The 25192-nt window shown below is 69.3% G+C and carries 24 protein-coding genes and 2 pseudogenes; 11 read left to right on the top strand and 15 right to left on the bottom strand.

The features are described from left to right. Positions 1–10: 10 nt before the first annotated feature. The 3 genes from ACFWZ2_RS38755 to ACFWZ2_RS38745 form a co-directional block, all read right to left on the bottom strand. Entirely contained in the window at positions 11–538 is a 528-nt protein-coding gene (locus ACFWZ2_RS38755; RefSeq protein ID WP_384554039.1) for a hypothetical protein, read from the bottom strand. Positions 539–697: 159 nt separating this feature from the next. Further along, on the bottom strand, positions 698–1150 hold the full coding sequence (locus ACFWZ2_RS38750; protein ID WP_384554037.1) for a hypothetical protein: 453 nt from the start codon (positions 1148–1150) through the stop codon (positions 698–700). A gap of 50 nt (positions 1151–1200) precedes the next feature. Then, entirely contained in the window at positions 1201–2115 is a 915-nt protein-coding gene (locus ACFWZ2_RS38745; protein WP_384554035.1) for a hypothetical protein, read from the bottom strand. 481 nt (positions 2116–2596) lie between these two features. On the opposite strand from ACFWZ2_RS38745, the gene ACFWZ2_RS38740 reads away from it, so the two are divergent. The 3 genes from ACFWZ2_RS38740 (at position 2597) to ACFWZ2_RS38730 (ending at position 5193) form a co-directional block, all read left to right on the top strand. Next, a complete protein-coding gene (locus ACFWZ2_RS38740) occupies positions 2597–2935 on the top strand; it encodes a hypothetical protein (RefSeq protein ID WP_384554034.1) in 339 nt (112 codons plus the stop codon). A gap of 237 nt (positions 2936–3172) precedes the next feature. After that, positions 3173–3838, top strand: coding sequence for a response regulator transcription factor (locus ACFWZ2_RS38735; RefSeq protein WP_384554032.1), 666 nt, complete (start codon positions 3173–3175; stop codon positions 3836–3838). Continuing rightward, positions 3835–5193 carry a sensor histidine kinase gene (locus tag ACFWZ2_RS38730; RefSeq protein WP_384554030.1) on the top strand — a complete coding sequence of 453 codons (1359 nt, stop codon included), beginning with the start codon at positions 3835–3837 and terminating at the stop codon, positions 5191–5193. Before ACFWZ2_RS38735 ends, ACFWZ2_RS38730 begins: the two co-directional genes overlap by 4 nt. On the opposite strand, the gene ACFWZ2_RS38725 is transcribed toward ACFWZ2_RS38730, so the two are convergent. Further along, positions 5174–6070, bottom strand: coding sequence for a hypothetical protein (locus ACFWZ2_RS38725; RefSeq protein WP_384554028.1), 897 nt, complete (start codon positions 6068–6070; stop codon positions 5174–5176). The genes ACFWZ2_RS38730 and ACFWZ2_RS38725 overlap by 20 nt on opposite strands. A gap of 188 nt (positions 6071–6258) precedes the next feature. Next, complete coding sequence (locus tag ACFWZ2_RS38720; RefSeq protein WP_384554026.1) at positions 6259–7095, bottom strand: hypothetical protein; 837 nt, start codon at positions 7093–7095, stop codon at positions 6259–6261. Between the two features lie 93 nt (positions 7096–7188). Here ACFWZ2_RS38720 and ACFWZ2_RS38715 point away from each other — a divergent pair, with 93 nt between their 5' ends. Both ACFWZ2_RS38715 and ACFWZ2_RS38710 read left to right on the top strand, forming a co-directional pair. Then, complete coding sequence (locus ACFWZ2_RS38715) at positions 7189–8229, top strand: sodium-dependent transporter (RefSeq protein WP_384554024.1); 1041 nt, start codon at positions 7189–7191, stop codon at positions 8227–8229. 372 nt (positions 8230–8601) lie between these two features. Further along, positions 8602–9468, top strand: a complete 867-nt coding sequence (locus ACFWZ2_RS38710) for a hypothetical protein (protein WP_384554022.1) — start codon at positions 8602–8604, stop codon at positions 9466–9468. A gap of 65 nt (positions 9469–9533) precedes the next feature. Here the strand turns inward: ACFWZ2_RS38710 and ACFWZ2_RS38705 are convergent, their stop codons facing one another. Both ACFWZ2_RS38705 and ACFWZ2_RS38700 read right to left on the bottom strand, forming a co-directional pair. Beyond that, the gene (locus tag ACFWZ2_RS38705; RefSeq protein ID WP_384554020.1) at positions 9534–10823 is read right to left on the bottom strand and encodes a hypothetical protein; all 1290 of its coding nucleotides are present in this window, start codon (positions 10821–10823) and stop codon (positions 9534–9536) included. Positions 10824–11759: 936 nt separating this feature from the next. Next, a complete protein-coding gene (locus tag ACFWZ2_RS38700; protein ID WP_384554018.1) occupies positions 11760–12419 on the bottom strand; it encodes a rhomboid family intramembrane serine protease in 660 nt (219 codons plus the stop codon). 82 nt (positions 12420–12501) lie between these two features. Here ACFWZ2_RS38700 and ACFWZ2_RS38695 point away from each other — a divergent pair, with 82 nt between their 5' ends. From ACFWZ2_RS38695 to ACFWZ2_RS38685, 3 genes are all read left to right on the top strand, one after another. Continuing rightward, positions 12502–12975, top strand: coding sequence for a transposase (locus tag ACFWZ2_RS38695; protein ID WP_384554016.1), 474 nt, complete (start codon positions 12502–12504; stop codon positions 12973–12975). A gap of 225 nt (positions 12976–13200) precedes the next feature. Continuing rightward, positions 13201–13566 carry a peptidase inhibitor family I36 protein gene (locus tag ACFWZ2_RS38690; protein WP_384554014.1) on the top strand — a complete coding sequence of 122 codons (366 nt, stop codon included), beginning with the start codon at positions 13201–13203 and terminating at the stop codon, positions 13564–13566. Between the two features lie 143 nt (positions 13567–13709). After that, positions 13710–14477, top strand: a complete 768-nt coding sequence (locus ACFWZ2_RS38685) for a hypothetical protein (protein ID WP_384554012.1) — start codon at positions 13710–13712, stop codon at positions 14475–14477. A gap of 340 nt (positions 14478–14817) precedes the next feature. On the opposite strand, the gene ACFWZ2_RS38680 is transcribed toward ACFWZ2_RS38685, so the two are convergent. Continuing rightward, complete coding sequence (locus ACFWZ2_RS38680; protein ID WP_384554010.1) at positions 14818–15774, bottom strand: GDSL-type esterase/lipase family protein; 957 nt, start codon at positions 15772–15774, stop codon at positions 14818–14820. A 1040-nt stretch (positions 15775–16814) separates the two neighbouring features. On the opposite strand from ACFWZ2_RS38680, the gene ACFWZ2_RS38675 reads away from it, so the two are divergent. After that, on the top strand, positions 16815–18344 hold the full coding sequence (locus ACFWZ2_RS38675; protein ID WP_384554008.1) for a GMC family oxidoreductase: 1530 nt from the start codon (positions 16815–16817) through the stop codon (positions 18342–18344). A gap of 41 nt (positions 18345–18385) precedes the next feature. Here the strand turns inward: ACFWZ2_RS38675 and ACFWZ2_RS38670 are convergent, their stop codons facing one another. From ACFWZ2_RS38670 to ACFWZ2_RS38660, 3 genes and pseudogenes are all read right to left on the bottom strand, one after another. Next, a complete protein-coding gene (locus ACFWZ2_RS38670; RefSeq protein ID WP_384554006.1) occupies positions 18386–19732 on the bottom strand; it encodes a lipase family protein in 1347 nt (448 codons plus the stop codon). 597 nt (positions 19733–20329) lie between these two features. Further along, positions 20330–20851, bottom strand: coding sequence for a helix-turn-helix domain-containing protein (locus ACFWZ2_RS38665; protein ID WP_384554004.1), 522 nt, complete (start codon positions 20849–20851; stop codon positions 20330–20332). 75 nt (positions 20852–20926) lie between these two features. Next, positions 20927–21070 (bottom strand): annotated as a pseudogene (locus ACFWZ2_RS38660) (IS5/IS1182 family transposase); the annotation flags it as partial. 134 nt (positions 21071–21204) lie between these two features. On the opposite strand from ACFWZ2_RS38660, the gene ACFWZ2_RS38655 reads away from it, so the two are divergent. Next, positions 21205–21531, top strand: coding sequence for a transposase (locus ACFWZ2_RS38655; RefSeq protein WP_384554063.1), 327 nt, complete (start codon positions 21205–21207; stop codon positions 21529–21531). Here the strand turns inward: ACFWZ2_RS38655 and ACFWZ2_RS38650 are convergent. From ACFWZ2_RS38650 to ACFWZ2_RS38640, 3 genes are all read right to left on the bottom strand, one after another. After that, positions 21513–21887: a hypothetical protein gene (locus tag ACFWZ2_RS38650; protein ID WP_384554002.1), complete on the bottom strand. Its 375-nt coding sequence runs from the start codon at positions 21885–21887 to the stop codon at positions 21513–21515. The two genes, ACFWZ2_RS38655 and ACFWZ2_RS38650, sit on opposite strands and share 19 nt — an antisense overlap. Positions 21888–22228: 341 nt before the next feature. Beyond that, a complete protein-coding gene (locus tag ACFWZ2_RS38645) occupies positions 22229–23065 on the bottom strand; it encodes a MerR family transcriptional regulator (protein ID WP_384554000.1) in 837 nt (278 codons plus the stop codon). 22 nt (positions 23066–23087) lie between these two features. After that, entirely contained in the window at positions 23088–24053 is a 966-nt protein-coding gene (locus ACFWZ2_RS38640; RefSeq protein ID WP_384553998.1) for an alpha/beta fold hydrolase, read from the bottom strand. A gap of 73 nt (positions 24054–24126) precedes the next feature. Between ACFWZ2_RS38640 and ACFWZ2_RS38635 the strand changes: the two are divergent. Then, positions 24127–24547, top strand: a pseudogene (locus ACFWZ2_RS38635) (IS630 family transposase); the annotation flags it as partial. An 80-nt stretch (positions 24548–24627) separates the two neighbouring features. Here the strand turns inward: ACFWZ2_RS38635 and ACFWZ2_RS38630 are convergent. Then, on the bottom strand, positions 24628–24921 hold the full coding sequence (locus ACFWZ2_RS38630) for a C1 family peptidase (protein ID WP_384553996.1): 294 nt from the start codon (positions 24919–24921) through the stop codon (positions 24628–24630). Between the last annotated feature and the right edge of the window lie 271 nt (positions 24922–25192).

Here is a 25192-nt window from a genome sequence, read left to right as displayed (position 1 = left end):
CGGGCGGCCTTCACTTGATGGCCTGGCCGTCCGGGGCGACCAGGTACCAGACGCCCTGAACGCCCTGCCCCTTGGTGTCGCCCGCGGCCTTGTCGTCCTTGAAGTAGTACAGCGGCTTGCTGTCGTAGGTGACCTGCTGCACGCCGTTGGTCTCGGTCGTGCCCAGCTTGCCCTTGTCCACCCCGTCCCCGGCCTCGGCGGGGGCCTTGAGGACCGGCCATACGGTCAGGCACTGGCCCTCGCAGGCGGACTTGCCCGCGCTGTCCTTGGTGAACAGATACAAGGTGCGGCCCTCGCCGTCGGTGAGGATCTTCTTGCCGTCGGCCTCGGAGACCTTGACGGTCGAGCCCTGGGCCGTCTCGGTCGCGGACGGCGACCCGGAGGGCGCCGAAGCCGAGGGAGTCGCCGAGGCGGAGCTGTCGTTCTTCGTGTCGTTGGAGCTGCCGCATGCGCTCAGGCCGATGGCGGCGGCTGCGGTGGCGACGGCGATACCGGCGCTGACGAAGGTGCGGCGGGTGCGGGTGGTGCGAGCGTTCATGGTGTGCCTCCCGAAGGGGCCGGACCGGAGCCTGGTGCTCCGAGTAGTCACCGGCTGGAACGCCGGAGGACCCAGTCCGGTTCAAGCCCATTTTGAATAATTTGCATTACTTTGCGCATCCGGTCGGTTTCACGTGGTCACCGCCGCCCATGCCGGCCGTCAGACGGAGCCCCACACAGCCGTCGCGCCGCTGTGGCCCACCCGCACTGCGTGCACCACCAGGGCGGCGGCCGCGAGCAGGGTGAGCGCGCGGACCACGACCACGCCACCGCGCAGGGAGATCCGGTCCTCGTAGACCCGCACGGCCCACAGCCCCACCGCGCAGACCGCGAAGGCCAGGGCGTACCAGATCGTCAGTTTGCCCAGTGCGATGTGGTCGGCGGCGGCTGACGGATTGCCGAGCCGGGTGGCGAACTCCCGGCCGCTGCGGTCCGCGACGAAGACCGAGGCCAGGGTCGCCACGGCCAGCACGGCACCGGCCGCGCAGGCGCGCCGGCCCAGGCGCGGCAGCAGGGCGGTCGCCGCGGACCACGCCGCCGCGAGCAGGGGGAGTACGGCGGCGGCGTGCACGGCCAGCGGGTGCAGGGGCAGGCCGAAGAAGGTGTCGAACATGTCAGATGTGCCTCGCGTTCGTCACTGCGGGTGGACTGGGGGCGGTCGGCTCAGCCGGCGGCGGGTCCGGAGCCCGCGTAGCGCACGCCGTTGTTGTTGGCCGGGTTCTCGTCCTGCGCGCCCACCGGCTTGATGTCGTAGCGCACCGCCTCCTGGACGCCCTCGGCGCCGTCGGGCACCTTGACCTTCAGGTTGAAGGTCGCCTCCTTGGGCACCTCACCGACGTCGCAGGTCATCGGTGAGGTGCGGGAGGCCGCGGTGCACCCGGCGGGGGTCTCGGCCCAGGAGTAGCCGTCGAAGGGGGTCAGCTCGATGGCGCCCTTGACCGTGCGGGAGCCCTGGCTGCCGTAGTCGAAGGCGTACGACACCACGCCGGAGGCATCGGCGGTGGAGCGGGTGGGCGGGGGGAACATGAAGAGGTCGACCCCAGGCACCTTGTTCACGGCCTTGGCCGAGCCGCGGTTGTTCTTCTGGTCCGGGTCGGTGGACGCGGGAGAGGCGGCACCCGCCGGGACCAGCTCCGCAGTCAGGACCGGCTTGTCCGCGTCCCAGTTGCCGGGGGCCTTGAGCCTTGCCTTGGTCATCCCGGACTCCGGGAGGCTCTCGTAGGGGATGCTGACCGTCCTGTCGTCCACCCGATTGCCCAGGCTGGCCACGGCCGCCCAGGTGAAGCCGTTCTCCACGGTCATCCTCAGCTCCGCCCCGACCTTCTCCCCGCCGCCCTTCCAGCCGAACTTGACCGGGACGGCCACGCGGCCGTCGGCGGGCGTGGACACCGACGCGTCGACGTCCACGAACATGTCCACGCCCCCGGCCGGGCTGCCTGAAGCGCTGGGGCTCGCCGAACCGTCATAGCTGGTCTTGGCCTCGCCGGTTCCGCAGGCGGTGAGGGCGAGCGCGGCGGCGCCGAACGACGCCGCGACGGCCACCGTGCGGCCCTTGTGGATGCGTCGATGTACCTGCATGGGACTGCCTCACATTCAGGGAAGCCGTCGGGCACGACCCGCTGGGCCGGGCCCGACGGCGAAGAGGAAGGTTCACATGGGGGAACGTCGCCGATCCGAGTCCGGTTCAATGGCTTATGCGGAGTTTAAGAGTGATTTGGGGGTCGTGGCATTGCTGGGCTACTCCCACCACCCCGGACAGGAGACGGGTGCGCCCACGGGTGTCAGCCTGCACGAGTGCCGGGAAGTGACTCGCCGCCCTGAAGGGCACGCGGAGGGCGCGGCGGAGGAGCGGAGGCCTGCAGGGGGTCGGGCCGAGGCGCAGCGTGCTGTCATCGGGCGTCCCTCTCGTCGGTCTTCGGCTCCCGGGCGGGTCCCGTGGCCCTCATCGGACTGGTCCGCGTCAGCACGCACCAGCAGGTGCCCCAGCGGCAGCACGACGCGCTCGCCCCGATCTGTCTGAAGGTCTTCGAAGAGAAGATCAGCGGCAAGTCGGCTGTGGGTGACCGCCGCCCTCGACCACCTGCACGACGGCGACATGCCCTGTGTCCAGGAAGCCGACCGCCTCGGGCGCAACCTCCTGGAAGGGCCGCTCGTCCTCAACGACCTCTTCCAGCGCGGCATCGCGGTGAAGGTCTTGGAGCGCATCGCGGCCAGCGAGCACACCGATCCCGCGACGCCAAGGGCCAGTCGACCGGGGGAAGTACGGGTGGCCGCGCTGGCTTCCCCGTATCTGGAGACCGTGCGGACACCGAAGCTGATACGGCAGTCTGACCCACAGGCGTACCTGTTCAACTTCTTCGTCGGTGGGGAGGGTGTGGGGAGGGTGTTGTCTCCTTGAACGCGGGTCACACTGCGCTGCATGTCGGCGACCCGGCGGTGCCCTCCGGCCACCCCGCCACCCCGCCACCACGGCCGCCCTCACCGCCTGCGTCCTCGTCCCCGCCGTCCGGTTGCGCCCGCCGCGTGGCTGTCCCCGTCGGCTGGGCCGGGCTGTGCCGGTGCGCCGCATCCTGGTGGCTGCCCGAGCAGTTGATCCCCCGTACGACGAATGCGTCGATCGAGCCGGTGGAGGGCCATGCGTCACAAGATCCTGGTCGTTGAGGACGATCATGCGCTGCGCGATGTGCTGCTGCGTGGCCTGCGCGAGGAGGAGTTCGATCCGCTGCCCGCGCCGGACGGCGCCACCGCGCTGCGCCTGGCCTCCCCCGATTTCGCCGCCGCCGTGCTCGATGTCGGGCTGCCCGACGCCGACGGCCGTGATGTGTGCCAGGCCCTGCGGGCGGGCGGACTCACCTTCCCCGTCATCTTCCTGACGGCGCATCACCGGCTGACCGACCGGCTGTCCGGATTCTCGGCGGGCGGCGACGACTATCTGCCCAAGCCGTTCCACCTCGCCGAACTCGCCGCCCGGCTGCGCGCGGCGCTCAAACGGTCCTCGCCCGCGCACACCGCGGCCGCTGTCGGCGACGTGAGACTGGACGCGGTCCGGCACCGCTGCACCGTCGGAGAGGTCGAACTCTCCCTGACGCCGACGGAGTTCCGGCTCCTGGCCGCGCTGATGGCCGCCTCCGGGGACGTGGTGCGGCGCCGCGAGCTGATCAGGGCCGCCTGGCCGGAGGGGGCCCGGGTCAACGACAACACCCTCGACCAGTACCTGACCCGGCTGCGCCGCAAGCTGCGCCAGGCGGGCAGCTCCCGCACCATCGGCACCGCCCGCGGGATCGGCCATCGCCTGTCATGACACCGCTGCCCCGCCTGGCACCCCGCACCCTGCGCGGCCGCCTGTCCCTGGTCGCGCTCACCGGCGCCGCGCTCCTGATCACAGTCCTTACCCTCGCCTTCAACGCGGTGGCACGTCAGCACCTCCAGCGGCAAGCGGACGACGAACTGCGCACCCGGGCCGCCGCCGTCGCCACCACCGTCGACACGAGCGGCCCTGCCGTACGCATCCACGAGGGCGCCCACGACGACCTCCTGGACAGCAACGTCTGGATCTACGACGGCAGCCGTCCGATCGAGTCGCCCCCGAACGCCACCACCGACAGCCCGGTCAGCCGTGCCGCCCGCGCCCTGGTCACCGGCGCAGGGCACTCCTGCGCCGCCCTCGGCGGGCCGCGGCCGGTGCGCCTGTGCGCATTCCCGCTCCCGGGCCGGGCGGGCGGCGTCACGATCGCCACCGCACTCGACCTGACCCCGTACCGAAGTTCGGCAGACACCCTGCTGTTCGGCTCGCTCGCGCTGGACGCCGTGATGCTCACCTGCACCTACGTCCTGACCCGGCTCGCCGTCGGCCGCGCGCTGCGCCCCGTCGGTGCCATGACCGACCAGGCCACCCAGTGGGGCGCCGTCGCCGCCGACGAACGGTTCGGCGCGCCACAGCTGCCCGCCGAACTCGCCCGCCTGGGCACCTCGTTGGACGCTCTGCTGGACCGCATCCGCGCACTGCTGCGCCACGAGCGGCAGCTCACCGCGGAACTCTCCCACGAACTGCGCACCCCGCTCAGCCGCATCATCGCCGAACTGGACTGGTATCAGGCCCGCCCCCGCACCCCTGCCGACACCCGGGCCACCCACACGGTGATCTCACAGGCGGCCGCGTCCATGCGCACCATCTGCGACACGCTCCTGTGCGCCGCCCGCGACAGCGTCCCCACTGCCCCCGGCACCACCGTGGCACTGCCCATCCTGCGCCGAGCCGCCGCGCGGTCGAACGCACCGGGCCACCTGCGGCTCACCGTCACCACCCAGGACCCGCACCTCGAAGCCGGAGTCAGCGCCGCCCTGCTCGAACGCATCGTCAGCCCGCTGCTCGCCAACGCCCTGCGCTACGCCGCCACCGCCGTCACCCTCCACGCGGCCCGTGACGGCGCCGTCGTCCGCATCGAAGTGACGGACGACGGCCCCGGAGTGCCGCCGGAATTCCTCAGCCACCTCTTCACGCCGGGCCACCGCGCCACCCCGGACGACGGACACGACGGAGCGGGCCTCGGGCTGCCACTCGCACGGCGCCTGGCCCTCTCCGCCGGCGGAGAGGTGCGCCACGACCGGCCGCACCACCCCGGCGCACGGTTCGTGATCAGCCTGCCCGCCGCGTGATCTGCCCCGTCCGGGTCCGCTCGCGCCACTGCGCATAGCCCATCAGGCCGACCAGGACAGCCAGCAACACCGCCGAGGAACCCGCCGTGCCCAGCGCCAGGCCACCCTTGGCGACCGGCTTGGTCAACAGGTCACCAGCCGTGGCCCCCAGAGGACGAGTCAGGACGAACGCGATCCAGAAGAGCACCACGTTCGGCACCACGCGCACCCGCGTCAAAGCAGCCAGGACAGCGAGCGCCCCGGTCACAAGGAGCGCGCCACCGGCGTAGCCGAGCCCGGAGCTGTCGGAGAGGAAATCCCCCATGGAGGTGCCCAGGGTGTTGGAGATGAGGATCGCCGACCAGAACAGCGCCTCCGCGCGGAAGGTGACGATGTCACGGATGACGAAGGTCATCCCGGTGGCCTGCCACGCAGCGAAGATCAAGAGCAGGGCCGAGACGAGGATCGCGGCGCCGACCGGGTAGCCGAGCCCCAGTCCCTGCGGCCCCCAGCCCAGCGATGTGGCGCCGGGCGCGAGATACTTGGCGCTGGCGTCACGGTTCATGAAGTCCGACATCGTGGTGCCCGCCATGCTCGTCGACAGGATGACGGTCCAGTAGAAGAACGGGTTGTAGCGCCGGGACGCGAGCTGAATGACCAGTGTCACCGCGAAGACGCCGAACAGCGCGACCGTGGTCAGGAAGTAGCCGAGCTTGAGAGTCTGGGCGAAGAGGTCACCCGCCGTCTCCCCCAGCGTCGTCGCGGCGATCTTCATGACCCAGAAGGCCAGGGTGACCTCCGGCAGCTTCCGCACCACCTGTCCCGCGACGACCGCCGCAGGCGCGTCATGCGCCTGCGTCCGGCCTGCCGCTTCCAGAGCGGTCTCTGACTTTTCCAATGCCGCACACTCCCTTGCTCCGTGCCTGTGGCTTGCTCCGTGCCTGTGGCGTATGGGCGCCGGCCGGGCGCTCCACGAGGCCCGGCCGGCGGATTCCCGTCTCTGACCTTGGCGAGGGCTTCCTGAACAGTTCCTGAACACCCGCATGACGGTCGGCTCAGCTGCCCGCCAAAACCTCGGTGTTGAGGTCAGCTCGCATGGCGGGCGCGCCGCTCCTGCTCGGTGACATCCCTGCGGGTCGTGGCCAGGTGGACGACCAGGGCCAGGATCACCGCCAGGAACAGGACGCTGGTCACGACCGTGCCCAGCCCCAGGCCGCCGTCCGCGGTGGGCTGGGAGAGGTAGTCGCCCATCGAGGCACCCAGCGGGCGGGTCAGGACATAGGCGATCCAAAAGCTCCACACCGCACTCAGACCGAGCGCGAAGTGCACCACCGCGACGGCGGCGATCGCCAGGGCGAACAGCACCGCGGAAAGCCAGTAGCCCACCGCCATCCGCTCGGCGACCAGGTCCCCGGCGGCGGTGCCGAGCGCGAAGGTGAACAGCACCGCCAGCCAGTAGAAGCACTCCCGGCGTCCAGTGTCGATGCTGTGGATGGACAGAGTCCGCTCACAGCGGTACCAGAGTGCGAAGACCACGGCCAGGCACAGCGCGAACACCGCGGTGCTCGTCTCCAGCGGCACACCCAGGTTGTCGGTGAGGTTGTCGCTGACCAGCGTGCCGACAATGCTGATCAACGCGACGGCGGTCCAGTAGACGCCCGCCCGGTAGGCGTTGGTGCGCAGCTGGACGACGAGCACCATCGCAAGGAGTGCGCTCATCAGCAGTGAGACGCCGCTCAGGCCGAGCCCCAGCTTCTCGTTGAGCATGTCGGCGGCCGTCTCACCGACCGTGGTGCACAGCACCTTGATGATCCAGAAGTAGACGGTGACTTCGGGGACCTTGTTCCAGCGCAGCCGGCGACTGCCAGGTGTCGCCGCTGCGACGCCGGTGATGGATGAAGTCCCGGAGATTTCGGATGTCATGGGCCCCGACGCTGTCACCGAGAACCTGAACGCATCCTGACTGCCGCGCGGCCCCGCCTGCACACCACGCCCAGGACCCCCAGCATGAAGGTCATGAACTCCCCTACCGCCCGGGCCACTCAGCTGCTGCGCCGGCACCTCGGCTGGGCCGTGAGCGCTGCCTACCTCGCCGCGCTCCTCGTGCCCGGACCCGGGGTGTGGCTGCGCCACCCGCACCGTCTGCCACCGCTGTCCGTGCACACCACCGCCTGGCTGCTGGCCCTGGTGCTCTTCTCGGCCGGACTCCAGGTGCCGGTGCGCTCGCTCGGGCGGCTGGTGCGCCACCCCGGCATCCTGCTCGCCGGGATCGCACTGCACCTGACGGTCCCACTGCTGATCATCCCGCCGGTCGTGTTCCTGCTGCGCCACTCCCCGGACACCGACGGCGGCAGCGGGCTGGTCACCGCGATGATCCTGATCGTCGCGATGCCGGTCGCAGCCGGAGCCACGGTATGGACCGGCAAAGGGCAGGGCGACCAGCCGACCATGGTCGGCCTGGTCCTGGCCTCCACCCTGCTCAGCCCCCTCACCATCCCACTGACCGTGACCGTGCTGGCCCCGCTGCTCGGCGGCGGCTGCGCGGACACCCTGGCCGCGGCCGGGCGCAGCCTGCACAGCGGGTTCGCGCTCTTCGCGGTCGTACTGCCATGTGCCGCCGGCCTGGTGTGCCGCCTACTGCTGCCGCGACGGTGGGCCGAGTGCCTCCCGGCCGGCGTCGCGCCCGCCGCACTGGTGGGCTCGCTCCTGCTGACCTACGTCAACGCCAGCGGCGCACTGGGCTCGTTCATGGCCCACCCGCGCCCCCTGCTGTTCGCCGCGGCCGTCACGGTGGCCGCGCTGGTGTGCGCGTTCTCGTTCGCGCTGGGCCGGCTCACCGCCCGCGCCCTGCGTCTGGAGGCACCGGTGGCCTCTTCGCTCACGCTTGCCTGCGGGATGAACAACAGCAGCGCCAGCGCCGTCCTGCTGACCACCGCGCTGCCCGACAAACCCCACCTGCTGCTGCCGGTCCTGGCGTACGGACTGCTGCAGAAGACCGCAGCGAACCGCGTGGTCCGCCTGCGCGTTCAGCCCGCGCCCTGCACCGGTGCGCCCTGACTGGGTCCGGCTGCTCCGGCGCGGATCAGCCGGGTGACGGTGGTGGGCACGCTGCGGGGCATGACCAGCCTGCCGCCGAGGGCGAGGGCCAGATCACGGGCGAGTACCACACCGATCCCCGCGCCGCCCCTGCCCCGCAGCGCCCACGCCGGCGGGCGACGGCTAAGGCCACGGACGGCGAATGACAGGGTCCTGAGGGACGGAAGCTGTCACGAGGTTCGCGGCAACTGTGTTTCGGGCAGTCCCGAAACATCTTGAGGCGGTGTGTGAGGGCAGGGAGTGTCGCCCCGGACGGCATTGCAGGGCCACGCGGCACCGCACAGCGCGTGCGCGCGCTGCCCGCACGGATGACAGCGACCGAGGGGGATTTCGATGGGGAAGAACCGGGCGGCCAGAATCGGCTTCGCTTCGCTGGTTCTTGCGGCGGGCGCCCTGACTGCAGCCGGCAGCTCCGCTGCCGGGCAGCCTGCGGCACCCGAGCCGCGAAACAGCTGCGATGAGGGCGGCTTCGACTGGGACAGCGACGAGCTCTATCCCGGCAAGGAGAAGTACAACCCGGAACTCGAAGACTCCAAGCTCCAGATGTGGCAGTGGCACGTGTTGCGGGAGGACACCTACGGTGTCCTGACGGCCGGTCGGATCGGTGTGAAGTTCTACATCGAGGACAAGAAGAGCGGCCAGAAGTGCTGGGGCAAGAAGGCGTCGGAAGAGTGGGGTGAGGAGATCGAGACCGGGGTCTTGGACAACCGCAACACTTCCATCCGGGGGTGCATCGTGGATCCCGACGCCGGGAAGGAGTGCGGGGCGTGGCTCCGCGAGGACGCCGGAGGGCACCGGCAGAACGGCACGGGCCGGGGCAAGCTCGATCATTACCCCGACTACGACCGGAACGCGAAAGCCAACTACGACAACCACGAAATCCCCGGCGGAATCGACGTCCCAGGCACGACGGTGAAGTGGGGAAAGCACACAAAGGCGATCATCAAGACGAACCGCGGGAACGGCAACCCGGCACTGGAGTCCTCCGGGTTCGTGGAGACGTCCGACAAGGACATGGAAGTGTCGCTGGTCAGCGACAAGTACGGGGTAGGCAAGTGGATGAAGGTCATCAAGACCGGTGAAGGCAAGTATCAGGGGTACACCGGCGTGCTCTACAACCAGCACGACGGCTTGATGGTCTGTGTGCGTCGGGCCTCAGGGCCGTCGCCGACCTACTGCGGAAGCTGGCACCGGTCCTGACCGACCGGCACCAGATCACTACTTGAGGGCCGCGCCGGAACGACGGACCCTCAACAACCGCTATATCAGCCGATGTTCGTTGACACCTTTCCCTGCGAAAGCTTCCATTCACGGTGCAGCGTCCCCAAGGAGATGCTCTTACGGAAGAGCGGGGTGCCGAAGACGGTCAGCTGGGCATTGAGCGAGCCGGACAGATCCACCCCACCGAACGCCTTCCACTCGGCCGAGGCCGACACTCGGCCGTCGGTGCCCGCGCCGGCGGAGGCCTCCGCCTCGCCGCGCAGGTACGGGGCGATGTCGGCGCTCACGCCCGCCATGCCGTAGAGCCCTACGCTCGCCTCGGCGCCGAGCGTGGCCTTGGTCTTGCCCGCGGCCGCCACCCTCGCCCGCACTGGGGTGGAGGTCATGTCGGACCGGCTGACTGAGCTCCAGCCCTTGGACCACGAGTAGCTGCCACCGACGCGGAAGTCCCCCTTGAGATCCTGGCGGATGTCCACGCTGATCCGGCCGTCGGCCTCCACCGCGAGGTAGCAGGTCAGGTCGAGGTTGACGACGACCGGGACCGGGCCGACCTGGATCACCGGGTCGGCGTGCAGCTTGGCGAACGGCATCCGCAGCGGCTTGCCGGGCTCGGTGGCGGCCGCCGCCTGCCCCTTCAGCTCCCACTGCGAGGACCAGTCACCGGACAGCCCGATATACGCCCCACCGGGTACGGCATCAGCGTTCGCGCTCCCCTTGCCGCCCTCCCCGTGGGTATCACTGCCGTTGTACGAGAACTCGACTTCCGGGGCGAGTTGGACGAACCCGGAGGCCGAAGCCGCGGCGGAAGCCGGTGCGTCCTTCGCGGTGGCGATCGAGGTGCCGACGTCGAGACGCAGACTGCCCAAGGGCAGCTTGGCTCCGTGCGGTCCCACCCGTGGCGCGCCGCGCTTCGCCCAGGACAGTCGTACGCCCTCGACCAACGGCTCGACCGTCATCTCGGACGGGTCGACGCGCACCTTGCCGTCGGCCTTGTCCGCCCCCAGCAGCGAGTTGAGTGCGGCCGGGGCCATCTTGACCTCGGTGCCGTTCTCGCCCTTTGTCCCCAGTACCTGGGTGACCTTGGCCAGTACGCCGCTGGGCGCCCCGGGAGAAGGCGCACTCGCGATCACGTCGCCCACCGCAACAGCGGTGTTCTTCACGGGCGGCATGGGCGGCGGGCTTGCCGGGGACTTCGTCGGAGGCGTGGCCGACGGCTTCGTCGGAGCAGTGGCCACCGCCCCGGTGATCACCGCACGTCCGCTGTTCCGGTCGTACGAGGCCACCCGCAGCGACGACTTGTGCGGCTTGCGGCCACCGTCCTCCGGCCGGATCACGGCAGTCGGCGCGCCCGAGGCGGGAGCCGCAGTGACGGGAAGCCGCCGCTGGGCGCCATCGGGTCTGCTCGCATGAGAACCGGACTCCGTTCCGGAACCGTCACCGGCCCCGCTTCCGGTTCCGCTTCCGGTTCCGTCCTGCGTACCGTCACCGGCACTGTTGGTGTCGGCCCCGCCGGCCGCCCGCACTCCGCCGCCCGGCCCGGTGTCGGGGGTACCGCCCACCGAACACCCCGTGGCAAGCAGGGACATGAGAGATATGCCGGTCAGTGCAGGTAAGAGAAGATGCTTGCTTGTCTTGCGCAAAGTTGGACCCTTGAGGACGTGCGATGGGCTGCGCCGCGGGGGCATCGACCCTGCGGACCGCGCCACGGCAACGGGACGGAGCGCGATGACTCGCGCGTACTGATCGCCGTGATCATGCCATGCGCGCCACTGAACCGGAGGATTCGAGGGGCCCACCGTTCGCGCCCACGGCCAGGAAAGCCCGCGGTCACCGCCTCGCCGAACGGAATTGCGCCGCTATCCCTCCGCTCCTTCCGGTTCGACAGGAACTGGATCTTCGGCTGACGCGGCTGTCCCGCCCCACGAGGCATAGTCGGCTCGTCGCGGGCCAGCGTTACCCCAGAGCTCCACCACTCCGATCACCAGTCGACGAAGAGGACAGCCACGTGTATCGCTTACGCCCGGTGGCCAACGGCACCAGCACGAACCCCCCGCGCCGGGCCTGCCGTTCATCAACGACGGCCGTCTGCTTCTCGACTCGACAACCCCGACGCGATCGAACGCACCGGCCGCAACCAGGGCCAAGGGCTCCGGGGCCGCACCGACCGCCTGAGCCGGAGGCGGACAAGCTCGCGCGGAGGACAGCAGTTGCAATTCCCCACAGGCGGCCAGTTCCTGGGGAACTATCCGGCCGCCGGCCGTCACGCTGAGTCAGACCGCCAGGGGCGGGCGGGCAGAAGTTGCCAGTCCGACTCCCAGCGCGCTGCCGACAAGAAGACCCACGCCGTGGTTGTTGGCGAGGAGGCAAAGGACAAGACCCGCGGCGGGGATGAGGAGAGTCACCCGCCGCAGGGCGATGACACTGCCGCGCGCCGCGTACCAAGTGGCGAGAGCGCCCACGAGACCGCAGATCGCCACGGAGTCCCCGCCTCCTTGGAGGCTCCAGCCGGCCATGCTCACCGCCTGTGCCGTCACGCCGCTCGCCATGAAGACCAGCACCATCCGCCAGGAGCCGAACTGCCGCTCGGCGAGCGGAGCGACCACTGCGAGCGCGGCCAGGTTGAACAGGAGTTGGAACCAGCCTGAGGACTGCACCGTCAAGGCGGTCACGGCTCGCCACCACGCACCATGAGGGTGTCGCTCGAGTGCGTCGATCATGGCGGGAGCAGCCGTCTGGGCCACGCCGAGCACCACCATGGCGGCCACCAGCCCCGTGGCGGCTCTCGGGACAGGCTGCCGCCACGCCCGCAGCAAGGCCAGGGGAGGAGACATCTCCTCGTGGTCCTGCGTGGCGAGCGTCGCCAGGAGTTGGATGCCCGACACGATGACGACCACGGCGCACCCATAGAGCAACACACTGTGCATGTTCATGATCGAACCTTGCCAGATGGTGCGGCTGCACCGACCTCGACCGGTCCCGCGCGTGCGTGGACGGCTCCCCCATCCACACGAAATGGAGGGAGTCGAGACCGGCCCGTCGCCGGTCGACCGCCGGAAGACGGGCAGCAAACACCGCCCGATCCGCGCCGGACGCGGCACCCCGCTCCACGTCACAACCACCGCGGCGAACGCCAACGCCATCACCCAGACCCTCCCCCTGGTCAACGGCATCCCACCCGTGACCGGCCGCCAGGGCCATCCCCGCCACCGCCCCGACGCCGTACTGGGCGACACGGCGTACGACTCCCGGGCCGTCCGTCGTGAACTGCACAAACGCCGGATCATGCCCGTGGTCTCGCGCAAGGGCGCCCCGAACATCAAGGGCCTGGGCACACTCCGCTACGTCGTCGAGCGGACCTTCGCCCTGCTCCACCAGTTCAAGCGCCTCGCCGTCCGGTGGGAACGACGCCTCGAACTCCACGACGCCTTCCTCTCGTTGGCCCGCAGCATGATCTGCTGGAGGCGCCTCAGGAAGGCACACTCATGATCCTGGTACGAGCCACCGGTGTGCGCGAGAACCATCGGCTGGTGGTGCGGCTGCACCTGCAGCCGCACCATCCACGCCCTGCACGGAATGGCCGATTTCGGAGAAGGCAGGCCTTCCCGGCGGCGCCACACTCATCCTGTTCCGATCCGGCGGCAGCTGCGTTCCGCGGTGCCGCTCGTGCGGAGCCACAGAGCCCAGCACACTCGCCTCAGAGAGAGGATCGCCATGCGCGTCAAGAGAGTGATCGCTTCCTCGGCGGCCGCTGCCGCCCTGGCCGCCACAGGGCTCACGGCGACGGCCGCTCCCGCCGAAGCGGCCTGGACCTGCCCCGCCACCAAGCTGTGTGCCTACCTCAACCTCAACGGTGTCGGAGACCCGGGAGAGGTGGCCGGAAACAACACCAACCTCAAGCAGTACGCGAAGTTCGCCGGTGCCGAGTCCCTCTACAACCACGGCACCCAGTGCTCGGTGACGGTCTACAGCGAACTGAGCTACGGCGGACGGTCCTACCGAATGCTGCGCGGAGACAAGGTGAACCTGAACGGCACGGCCTTCTGGCACCACACGTACTCGAACAAGTGGTGTGTGTGACCCGTTCCAGGCTGCTGCTCCTGGTAGCGGCAGGCTGGCTGGCGGTCGGCTGTGCTTCAGCGCCCGACCGCCAGCCGCCGCCCGCTCACTCCCCGCCCGTCCCTCTGCGCGGCGTGGCACAGTTCTCCGCGGCGGAGTCCCGGTTGCTGCACGAGGCAGAGGAGCGGCGCGTCCGCGCCTGTATGCGGCAGCGAGGGATGCGCTACGTCCAGGTGCCGCCCGGGCCGGGGACCGAGCCTGCCAACCCCTACGGACTTCTCACCCCTGAAACGGCCCGGCAGGACGGGTACGGGATGGTCTCCTCCGCTCTTACCGGTCCTACCGGGGCAGCAACCACCGAAGACGTCTACGCCCGCGCGACACGGGACCTGTCCGCGCGCGAGCGGGCACGCTGGCTCGAAGCGGTCGAGGGCACCAAGAAGGGCCGGCGTCAGCTGCGGCTGCCGGACGGCGCGACCCTGACCTACGCGACCGACGGATGTGTCGCCAAGTCCCAGCGGCTGCTCTACGGTTCGACCTGGCGGCAGACCTCGGCGCGGGTGCAAGGGCTCGTCAACCTGGTGCTGGGAAGCGTCGAGAGAAGTTCCCGCTATAAAGCCGCCGAACGCGACTGGGCCGCCTGCATGCGCGCGGCCGACCGACCCTACGATTCCCTCCGCGCACCGGCCGAGGACATACAGGACAGCCTGAACTCCTCCCCCGGCACCCGCAAGGACCTGCTCCGCATCGGCGCGCACGAGCAGGCCCTGGCTGTTGAGGACGCACGGTGCCAGCAACGGACCCGTTTCGCCGAACGGGTGCGCACGGTCCAGCGCACCGTCGAGGCTGACCTGACACCGACGTACCAGAAGGACCTCACCCGTTACACCCACATGCGCGCCGCCTCCCTACGCAATGCCCGCTCCTCCTGAGCCGCCGTCGAACAGTAGCCAGCGCTAGCCTGCCGAACTCCGCGGGGAACGCGGGAATTCAGCAGTTCTCGCGGAAAGAAGCGCGGAAAGAAGCCAGGAAGGGACCGCCGACCGAACTCTCAGTCGGCTTCGGTGCTCCGGGACGCGGGTGGAGCCGTGTGCACATCCTTCGGTAGCTGGACAGTTCGGGGAACTGTGCCTCGATGTCCGCCGGTCGCGGCGGGGTGGTGCACGTCCCACGCGAGAGGGGGTGGGGCGCACTGGAACCTGTCCGGCGGGTCATGTGGTCCGTGTGGTCCGTGTGGTCAAGACGACCAGTCCGCATTGGGTGTCGCGGCTCTCAGAAGGCGAGGCCCGTGAGGTGCCGATGGAGCGCGTCGTGCCCCTCAGGCGTGGGGTGCAGGCCGTCGGCGAGGAGGTCGGGGCGGTCACGCAGCGGTTCCCACGGGTCGAGATGGTCGATGTGATGGGCGGCACACCAGGAACGCAGGTTCTCGCGGAGGGTCGAGGCGCGTTCATGGGTGAAGGACAGACCTTCATAGACGGGGGCCCGGTCCTCGTCGAGCCAGGTGGGTCCGACGACGACCAGTCGCGCACCGTAAGCCAGGGCCGTCGCTGCAAGCGCTTCGAGGCTCTCTTCCAGCCGGACTGGGCCGCTGTCGGTGCCAGCCGAGGCCATGTCATTGATGCCTGCCGCGACCATAACGGTGTCGGGGCGACGAGCCGGTAGCAGGGCGGGGGTCTGCTCGGCGGCCTCGGCGAGCGTGGAGCCGGGGACGGCGAGGTTGAAGACGCGGTTGTCGGTCTCGTCCGTAGCGATATGGCCGACGGCCAGCCGGGCCGCCCAGCCACCCTGCGGATCGCAACGGCCGTACGCGATGCTGTCGCCGACGATCACGATGCGAGATGCGGAGCGCAGCGGCCGCGCGTCCAGGTACGCCCATGCGCTCGCACCCGAGGAGAGCCGTACCCGACGGCGGGTGTAGTCGTCGACTTCGTAGTCGTCGGCGGCGGCCAGGTCGGCGTCCGTGAGGTGCAGTACGGCGCCCTCGACCTCGGCGCCGATCCTGCGCTCCAACGTGAGGTGGACGTCGAGGCCACTGGTGGCGATTACCTCGGGGTCAGTGATCCGGACGGGCCGCGTCGCGTGTCCGGCGAGCGCAGCCGGTGATTGCGGAACGGCCTGTCCGAAGATGGTCTTCTGGACACGCTCGTCCAGGAGAGTGCCGAAGGAAAACAAGGCATGGGGACGGGTCTCGTTCAAGGAAAAGCGGTCTTTCTCGGGCAACAGGCGCATAAGCGCCCTCTGTTATGGAACTCTTGACCGATACTAGAGGGTCGATCTCGCGGGTCCTCGGCGGAGCCAGAGTCGGATCGAAGCGACAGTGGCGGTGCCGTGGCAGGCGTAGGCACGTCTATCGGGCCTGGTGGCACCAGCACAGGAGACAGGACCTCTTGAGGCCGTTGATAGCCCGCTCGACAGCAGCCGCACCGGCTCGCCAACAACGGCCCTGACACGGCCAGGGGGAATCCCGCGACACATCGGGATTGGGTAAGTGAGCTACGCACCGGACGAGTTGAGGCCAGCAGGGGGGGCATGGTGAACCCCGGCACGTAACCGTTGCGGCAGGAACTCGCGACCGCCAAAGAACTCCCAGAAGCGGGCTGCGGGCGCGGGTGCGAGACCAGGCTGGCGCCCGCCTGCCGAGTGCAGGGGCGATGAAGAGACGCCCCTAGACGCCCCTGCAAGAACCGCACCAGTTCCTGGCCGCGCCGCATCGCCGAAGCGAACAGAACCCGTTTCAGGCGGAGCCGAAACAAGATCCCCCGCCCTGCATCACGGAACAGAACCCCCGACAACTCGCCTATGCCGCGCAACCCCGCACATGACCAGACAGAGAACGCCCTCACACCAGGCGAACAGTAGATCCCAAGCAAGTTCGACGCGACGTGCGACCACGGGTGGCAAACGCCAAGCTAGGGACGCAGCACACAATTGGCTCCGGTCTCAGCACCAGGGCCTGTGCGGAGTCGTGATCACGCCGTGGCCGGACACCGATCGGGGCGCCTTGGACGGAGGTGCCGTGTGCTGGGCAGCGTCCAGGCTTCGCCGTCGTCCGACGGCGTATGAGGTCGTCTCGGCCGATGAGGTCCTGGTCACCTGTTTCGTAGCGCGCCAGTACCAGATACGGCGCCTGGTCGGCGGTGTTTTCGGAGCATTACGGTGACGGAATCAGAGGAAGCGTAATCTTCCCGCCGTGCGACCGTGATGCTTCGATACCTGATAGCGGCTGGGCGAAGCCGTGCAGGAGTGACGACGCTCCGAAGGAGGACCGCGTGCCGGGATTCGACTTCGTCATCGTGGGCGCGGGGACGGCCGGCTGTGTGCTGGCGGCGAGGCTGTCGCAGGACGTGGACACTCATGTCCTGCTGATCGAGGCGGGTGGCTCAGAGGTGCTGCCCGCGCAGACCTCGCCTCCCGCATGGCCGACCCTGCTCCAGACCCCCGCGAACTGGGGAGACTTCACCGTCGAGCAGTCGGCCACCGGCACATCCATACGACTGCCGCGAGGGCGCGGGCTCGGCGGATCCTCGGCGATCAACGGCATGGTCTTCGCCCGCGGCCACCACTCCGGCTACGACCGGTGGCCCAGCCAGGGCGCCAAGGGCTGGGGCTTCGACGATCTGCTGCCGTACTTCCGGCGCAGCGAGACCGCGGTGGGCCGCGATCCGGCACTGCGCGGGATCGACGGCCCCCTGACCGTGGGACCCGCTGACCCGCCGCATCCGGTCATCGAAGCGTGCCTGGAAGCGGCCGCGGAGACGGGGTATGCCAGGGCCGCCGACATCAGCGGCGGCCTGGAGGAGGGCTTCGGACTGACGGACCTCAACATCGTCGACGGCAGGCGGCAGAGCGCCGCCGACGCCTATCTCGCGCCGGCCCTGGAGCGGCCCAACCTGAGCGTCGTGACCAACGCCCTGGTGCGGCGGCTGCGCATCAGCGGCGGGCGCTGTGTCGGCGTGGAGTACCGCACCGGTACCGACGAGGTGACCGTCGACTGCGCGGGTGAAGTCGTCCTGACCGCCGGTGCCATCGGCTCCGCGCAGCTGCTGCTCCTGTCGGGGGTCGGCCCGCAGGCCCATCTTGCCGACGTGGGTGTCACGACCGTCCTCGACCTGCCGGGCGTCGGCGCCCGGCTCCACGACCATCCGATCGTCAACGTCACGTCGAGCGCGGCCCGCCCTCTGCCGCCACGGCGCAACAACCACGGCGAAGCCATCGGTCTCCTACGCAGCGATCCCGCTGTCGAAGAGCCGGACCTCCAGGTCGTCTTCGTCGACTTGCCTTCCCATCTGGCCTCGGACAAGGACCCCGAGGACGGCTACACCATCGCTGTCTCCGCGATCCGCCCGTACAGCCGCGGCACGCTGCGGCTGGCAAGCGACGATCCCGGTGCGGCGCCGGTGCTCGATCCGGGTTTCTACACCGACGAGCGTGACCTGGCGGCGGTCGTCGCCGGTGTGCGGCTCGTCCGGGAGATCGGCCACGCCCCGGCGCTCGCGCCGTGGCGTGGTCGGGAGGTGGTTCCCGGGCCGGACGCGGACGACGACGATGCCGTGCGCGGGTTTGTGCGCCGGACCCTCACCTCGTACTGCCATCCGGTGGGCACCTGCCGGATGGGGGCCGATCCCCTCACTGTCACCGGGCCCGACCTGCGGGTCCACGGCATCGACGGACTCCGGGTCGCCGACGCCTCGGTGTTCCCGTCCATTCCGTCGGCGAATACGGTCGCCACGGTGTACGCCGTGGCCGAACGAGCCGCGGACCTGCTGCGCGGCACCGACTCCAGGAGGGCATCGTCATAAACGCGCTGTCCACCCGGCTGACGGAGCGGTTCGTCAGGTCCTCATCCGGCGGGGACCGTCTCGTCAGCCGCAAGTGAGTTGCCCTCGGCGATGCTGCCGCAGGAGGACGGGGCCTCCTTGCCGGCGAACCGGGCGCGCAGCCAGGCGAGCGCGGTGGGCACCGTGGCCGTGGGCGCGGTCAAGTGGCTGAGGACGTCGTACTGCTTGTACCAGACCGTGGCGCCCTCGGCGCAGTACTTCCGCGCCAGCGCCCGTGTGTCCCCGGCGACCGTGATGCCGTCGCCCGAGCCGATGCCCGCGATATTGCTCGTGGTTCCCTCGAGGAAGCCGGCGTTGCCCTGGCCGATATAGCCGGGGGCAGTCGGGGTCGGTGCCAGGCCGAGGTTGGTCTTGTTGACCGCCTCGACGAGCTCGGGTACGGAGTTCGGGTTCGCGTACTCCGGCTTCGCCATCTTCTTCCACGTCAGACCGGGGTAGTGGCCCAGCGCGTCGGCGATCGAGGAGTGCTGGTGCTCGTCGACCAGCTGCTTGCCGTAGTCGTTCAGGTACTTCTTGAGGTCGAAGTCGTACGAACGCGCTTGCCCGATGAGCAACTCCGGGATGAGCCCGGACCACACCTGACTGCCTTCGATGTACCTGAGGATGTGCGAGGGCTTCACGAGCACTCCGCCCTCGGCGTATCCCACCAGGCGCTTGTTGATGTCGGGGGCGTACTTGGGCGCGAGGGAGGCGGCCCAGTTGGTCGCGACGGCGCCGCCGGAGTAGCCCATGAGGCCGACGCGCGCGTCGGGGCTGATGCCGGTCCTCGACGCCGCGCTGGAAGCGGCACGCAGGGAGTCCAGCGTGTTGTACCCGTACTCGCGGGAGGCCGTGAGGTGGGCGGCCTGCCCCTCGGTGTCAGGGAGGACGACGTCGTAGCCGGACAGCAGGAGCGACGCCACGAGCGTGGACTCGCCGTTCGCGATCAAGCCGCCGGGCAGCTTGACGTTGCCCGCGACCGCCCGGGACGGACCGTCTTCGGGGTCGAGCGAGTCGTAGAACGACTGGTACGACACGACTTTGCGGCCGTCGCCGCCAGGGCTGCGCAGCACGGAGGTCACGCCTGCGGACGGGTGGCCCTGCTCATCGGTGGTGCGGTAGAGCAGCTGCGTCGCCTGGAGGGGTGTCGCGATACCCAGGACGTGGTACGGCAGCGTCCGGACCTTGAGCACGTCCCCGGGACTGTACGAGGACAGCGGCTTGCTGCCGTTGTAGGTGTAGAACGCGTCGCTCCCGGCAGCCGTCGACGAGGACTGCTCCTGAACGCCGAACGCGACATCGGGCACGGCGGCGACGGCGAGGGCGACGACGCCCGCGATCGCGGCGCGCCGCACTCTCAAATTGCGCATGACTCTCCCAAACGGTGTAAGCGGATCAGAGAGATGACCGCTACGGCCGGAAGAGGGAGTGGCCGAAGATCGGTTCCGGCGCAACCTAACAAAGGCGCACGGCAGTTGACCAGGGGTGCGTCAGAGTCTTCACGGGACGAACGGCGGCTGAGTCAGTGACCCCGCTCCGCCAATTCCCTTGGGGTGCGGCTCTTCTCCGGTGAGGTCGTTGTTCGAGCGGTGAGTCTGTAGTTGGCCTGGTCGGCGGCGGGATGGAGGCGTCGGTGTTCGGCCAGCCGGCGGCGAGTGCCCGGTCGTGGTGGACGAAGTCGGCGTTGTTGCTGAGGTGTTGACAGGCTTTGTCGGCGGCCGTGCGTTGATCACCCGTCAGCTTGCAGTGGTCGGCCTCGGCGCGGATCTCGTCGGCGGCCTACTGGGCGTATCCGCGGAGGATGCGGGCTGTCTTGACGGCGATCCAGTCCTCGGCGTCCGCATCGGCGGGGGCGTGGAAGCAGCGGGAGGCGGCTCACTGGGTAGGCCGCGCGGCGAGGTGCCCGTTGCCGGGTCCTTGTCCGCACGGCCCCCCGCCGAACCCACCGCGCTAAGCGATCTTGGACTTCAGCCGTACAGCCGCAGACCCTCCAGTCGTGCCCATGCTGCGGCCTGGAGGGCCGGGTCGGCCTGGTGCCGGATGCTGTCCCGGGTGCGTTTCCAGCGGAAACCGTCCCGGTGCAGCGGCACTGACAGCCACGAGGAGTCGAGGACGACACCGCGTTCGCGGCGCAGCCACTCGGCCAGTGCCGGCAGCGTCCAGATCTCGCCTCGCACCGCGGCCTCGTCCAGCATCGCCTCCCGGGCATCAAGGTCCTCGCGCCCCCAGCGCGGCGGACGCCCCGGCCGCGCGGCGTCCGCCAGAGCCTCGAACCCTCCGTCGAGGAAACGGTGCAGGGCTTTGCGCACCGTGACCTCGTGTTTGTCGAGGATCGACGCGATCTGGGGCGCGGTGCGGCCCTGGGCCGCGAGCCGCACGCAGTCCAGCCGCATCCGTTCGTTGGGTACGAGATCCCGGCACTTCAACCGCCGCCGCAGCTCGGCGACTTGCTGCGTCGACAGCTCCAGACCCGGCGGCTTCATCACCATGGCAGCCCCCTCGCGAGGTGGCCTACCCAAGCCGCACCACACATCACCAAGATCGCTTAGGCGGAGTTCGGGTCTTCAAGTGAGGTTGCGGAGCCAGATGATCGCGCCGCGGAGGTGGAGTGCTGCGAGGTAGCTCTCGGGGGTCTTGTCGTAGCGGGTGGCGATACCGCGCCACGCTCTGAGTTTGTTGATCAGGCGCTCGACCGTGTTGCGGTCCCGGACCTGGCCTGGCAGAGCCTCAGCGAGAAGATCGATGCGGACCTGCTGCTGGACTTTGTCTGCGTGAGGCTGGCGGCCTGGGCGGTGACGCGGCCGTGCTGGGCCTGGCCACCGACGGCCTCGGAGTCGACATCATGCCGGTCTGGGGACGGCGCAGGCCGTGCACGGTTGCACTGGACAACGCCTCGGCCCACACGGCCAACGCGTCCACGGGCCGCCTCCGCCGTCAACTGGCGAAGATCGGAGTGGAGCTGTTCTACCTGCCGCCATACAGCCCGGAGTTGAACGACATCGAACACGTCTGGCGTTCAGCCACGCACGAGGACTGTCCCCACCGTGCACACACGAGCGTCGAAGCCCTTGGCACGGCCGTAGAGCAGGCCCTGACCCGTCAGCGAACCCATGTTCCATCGCAAGTGACGCTGCGACGGCGCGAACACGTTCAGTCCTCTACCCACTGAGCAAGATCGTCCACCGGTCGTGGCAGTCGGCCTTCGAGCCAGCCTGCGCATGTTCCTGGGCGGAAGTCCGGATCGTCGGCCTCAATGACCCACGAGAGGAAACTGCCGGGACCACCGTTCAGATAGGGCGGAGGCGAGATGGGCTTGAAGACTGTCGGAAGCCGCTCCTGCAGCGAAAGATGATTCAAGACATAGCCGAGTTCTTGCACGACATTCCATGCCAGGGGATGCTCGATATCGATCTCGAACTTCACCCACCAGTGACCCGCCTCGTCAGATCCATGCCTGATGGCCGACTCAATAGCCGGTACTCGCCCGAGGTAGTCGACCAGTTTCGTAAAAGCGCGATCATCCATTCGCCACAGGTTACCGATGACTGATCGGTCCACGAAGCTCGGACCAGCTGCAAGTGCCATTTGGCCAGGCCGTCCATGGTGGTGTTGGACAACGTCTCCGCGCGTATCGGCAAGGTGTTGATGGACCGCCGCGAGCAGCTGTCGACACCGCGGACCAAACGCTGAACCGCCGACAAACCCGCATCCGCGGATCAGCAGCAACCTTCACCAGAACCGCTTGGCGGCTGGTTCGCTCCGATGCTGATGGCGCGGAGCGGCCACGAGAACATTCGCAGCCCGGTCAGCTACGTCAACATCAGCGCCGAGGATGGCGCCCTCGGCCGGCAGTACTGCGCCCGCCGTCACCGCTCACACCGGGAACGCTGCGCCGCGGAGTCGTCCTGCCTGCCGTGTTCCGGCCACCGCCGTGCCGGGTCCGCGCGCTTGAGCCTGGTCCAGCCGGTCCAGCCCCGCTGCTCCAGCAGTTCGATCAGGCGGCGGGCCGACGGCGCGGTGCCGAACGCCAGGGCATCCATCAGCTTGGCGAACGGTGGCTCGATGTCGGCAGCGTCGAGGTAGTCCTCGCCCTGTTCGTCGGCGATCTGCGTGATGTAGGCGGCCAGCTGGTCGGCCAGCTCGGCCAGCCGGGGGTCGTCGTCGGTGCGGTCGAGTGCCTGGCCCAGGACGAGATAGAAGCCGATGAGCTGCGGGTCGGCGAGCTGCTCTTGCTTGCGTGCCGTCCACTCCGGGACCTGCTCGGGTGCGTGCGCGGCCAGCGGGATCCAGCCATCGCGTTCGACCCGCACGATCCGCTCGTCGACCCCGAGCTCCCGCAGCCGGTCGAGGATCTCGACCACCTGCGGGGGCAGTGCCAGGCTGTCCCCGGCGGCGAGGCGGGCGATCCGTTCGCGGTGCCGCTGCCGCTGCCGGATCTCCGCCCGCAGCCGCTCGTCGATGTCGGCGACCACCGCGGCGAACTCCTCCTCGTCGGCCTGCAGCAACTCGCGCACGCGCGCCAGCGGGACCCCGGCCTCGGCGAGGGTCCGGATCCTGATCAGTTCGACCACGGCGTCGGCGTCGTACCTCCGATAGCCGCTGTGGTCCCGCTCCGGCTCCGGCAGCAGCCCCTTGGCGTGATAGTGCCGCACCGCGCGCACCGTCACCCCGGCGTACGACGCCAGCTCGCCGATGGTCAGCATCGGACCAGTCTCCCAGGAGCGGTCAAGAAGTCGGCCTGTCGGCGGGACCTTGTGTACTGCGGATGATCTGGGCGATGTGAGGGGCGTGGGTGTAGGCCAGCCGGTGATCGGCGTCGAGCCAGGACGTGGAGATGTGCGGCCGCTCACCAACGAGCCGCTCGATGCCGGCGCGCCAGAGCCGGTTGTGCCGTGGTGCACGCCCTTCGGTGCTGTCGCCGGCCATCGAGGCCGACATGATCATGCTGATGGGGCAGTCGATCTTCCGGTACCGGTCGAGGAGTGCGGGCCGCAGCACATCGAGCTCGAGGTTCAGGCCGAGGACGTCCTGGGCGGTCAGCAACACCTGCCGCTCAGTGCCCTTGGCCCGCTCGGCCTTCTGTCGCGCCGCCTGCTCCTCCCACATGGCGCGGAACTCCGCCAGATCGGCGTCGGTGATGAACGGTTCGGGCACCGGGTTCGCCCCGTCGATGAGGACAAGCCCGGCGACGGCGCCAGGATGCCTGGAGGCGTAGTGCACGGCCAGATCCGCGCCGAGCGAGTAGCCCACGAGCACGGGCGCCTCGGGCAGGCCGAGGAGCTCCAGCCGCGCCATCACGGCGGCGAGATCGCTCAGGAAGGCGTCGAAGGAGTACAGGTCGGCGGCCGAGGCGAGGCCATGGCCCCTGAGGTCGAAGGTCGCCACGTCGTGGTCGCGCCGCAACAGCCCGGTCAGCTCCTGCAGGTCAGCCTGTGTCGAGTTCAGTCCAGGGCACAGGACCAGCGGCCGTCCCCGGCCACTGCGGGATACCGGGATCGTGACGCCGTCGTGGTGGACCGTGAAGTGCTGCATCGTCCTGTCGCCTGTCTCGATCCGCTCCCCGCCGTCGCCGGTCGGTCTGCCGGTGACCGTCCGTTGGTGAAGGCTCCGGTCGGCTGCGGCGACCGCCTTGTGATTGCCGTACGCCATGCGCACTCCGGCGGCCTCGGTCGCACTGGTTCTCGTCGTCATGCCGACCATGCTGAGAGGTTGCCCCTGCGTCAGGGTCAACCGCGGCTCGGTACAGGGCGGCCAGAGTGATCATGTGGCTGAACGCGTGCAGGTCCGGGAGATTGATGACGATGAGGGCAGGCGATTGGTGCGAATCATCCGCAGAGGTACCGGTGCGGTGGTGACCTGGGGGCGGGCTCAGATGGTGCTCTTATCCGCGCAGGGCATGCCGGTGGCGAGGATCGCCGAGGTGACGTTCACCTGCGACGACCGGGGCCGGGACGTAACCCACAACGTCAACGCCGACGGCTTCGACTCCCTCCCCCTCCCCCGAAGTACACGGGCGGTCGGCCCAGAACCTTCGCTCTGCCCGAGCGGCGCGCGATCAAGAAGATCGCCAAGTCCAAGCCGGTCGTGCACGGCCTGCCGTTCTCGGCCTGGAGCTTGGCCAAGCTGGCCGACTTCCCCCCTCGCCGAGAGGGGTGGTCGATGACATCCGCCACGAGGGCCTTCGGACACGGCCTAGGGTCTGTCCGATGGGTCGCGCTATGTGCAGGCCCCGCCCGGACGCGCTGGGCGGGGCCGCTGATTTCGGTTACACGACGGGGTAGGACGCCATCTCCGCGATTCCGCACATGTTCTTGCTGGATCCGTAGCCGACGGCTGTGACGCCGTGGTTCAGGCCGTCAGGCGAACAGAACACATCGTCGTAGACGCCCGATTCGTACAGCTGGAAGAAGAGGCTCCCGGCGTCGATGGCAACGCTGACGGGGCCCACCGAAGCGACGGCGCTCTCCAGTGACTTGTCCTCCGCCGACGCTGTTCCGGCGGTGGCCAGTGTGGTGATGCCGATGAGTACGGTGGCGATGGTTCGGGCGATGATCCGCAAAGGTACCTCCGCAGGTGGGTCCGGTGTTGCTGCCTCTCAACGAGCAGCGTCTGCGGTGGGCTGTTCATGCAGCCGCTGCGTGGCGCCCGGCCAGGCCGCACTCCGGGCTCACGCAGGCTCTCCACGCCGCGCTGGCACCAATTCGACACGCTGGGAAGGATCACTCAATGGATGGGAAGATCACTAGAGCAGGTTTGTGAATTGGTGCCGAACCGTCGGACAAGCCCTAGGGAGCGTCTTGTCGATCATGTGGTGAGCCAGATGAGGGTGC

Origin of the sequence: Streptomyces sp. NPDC059002 (assembly GCF_042740435.1) — a bacterium.
Classification (GTDB): domain Bacteria; phylum Actinomycetota; class Actinomycetes; order Streptomycetales; family Streptomycetaceae; genus Streptomyces.
Note: the sequence above shows the minus strand (reverse complement) of the source record. Positions and strands in the feature narration are given on the sequence as shown.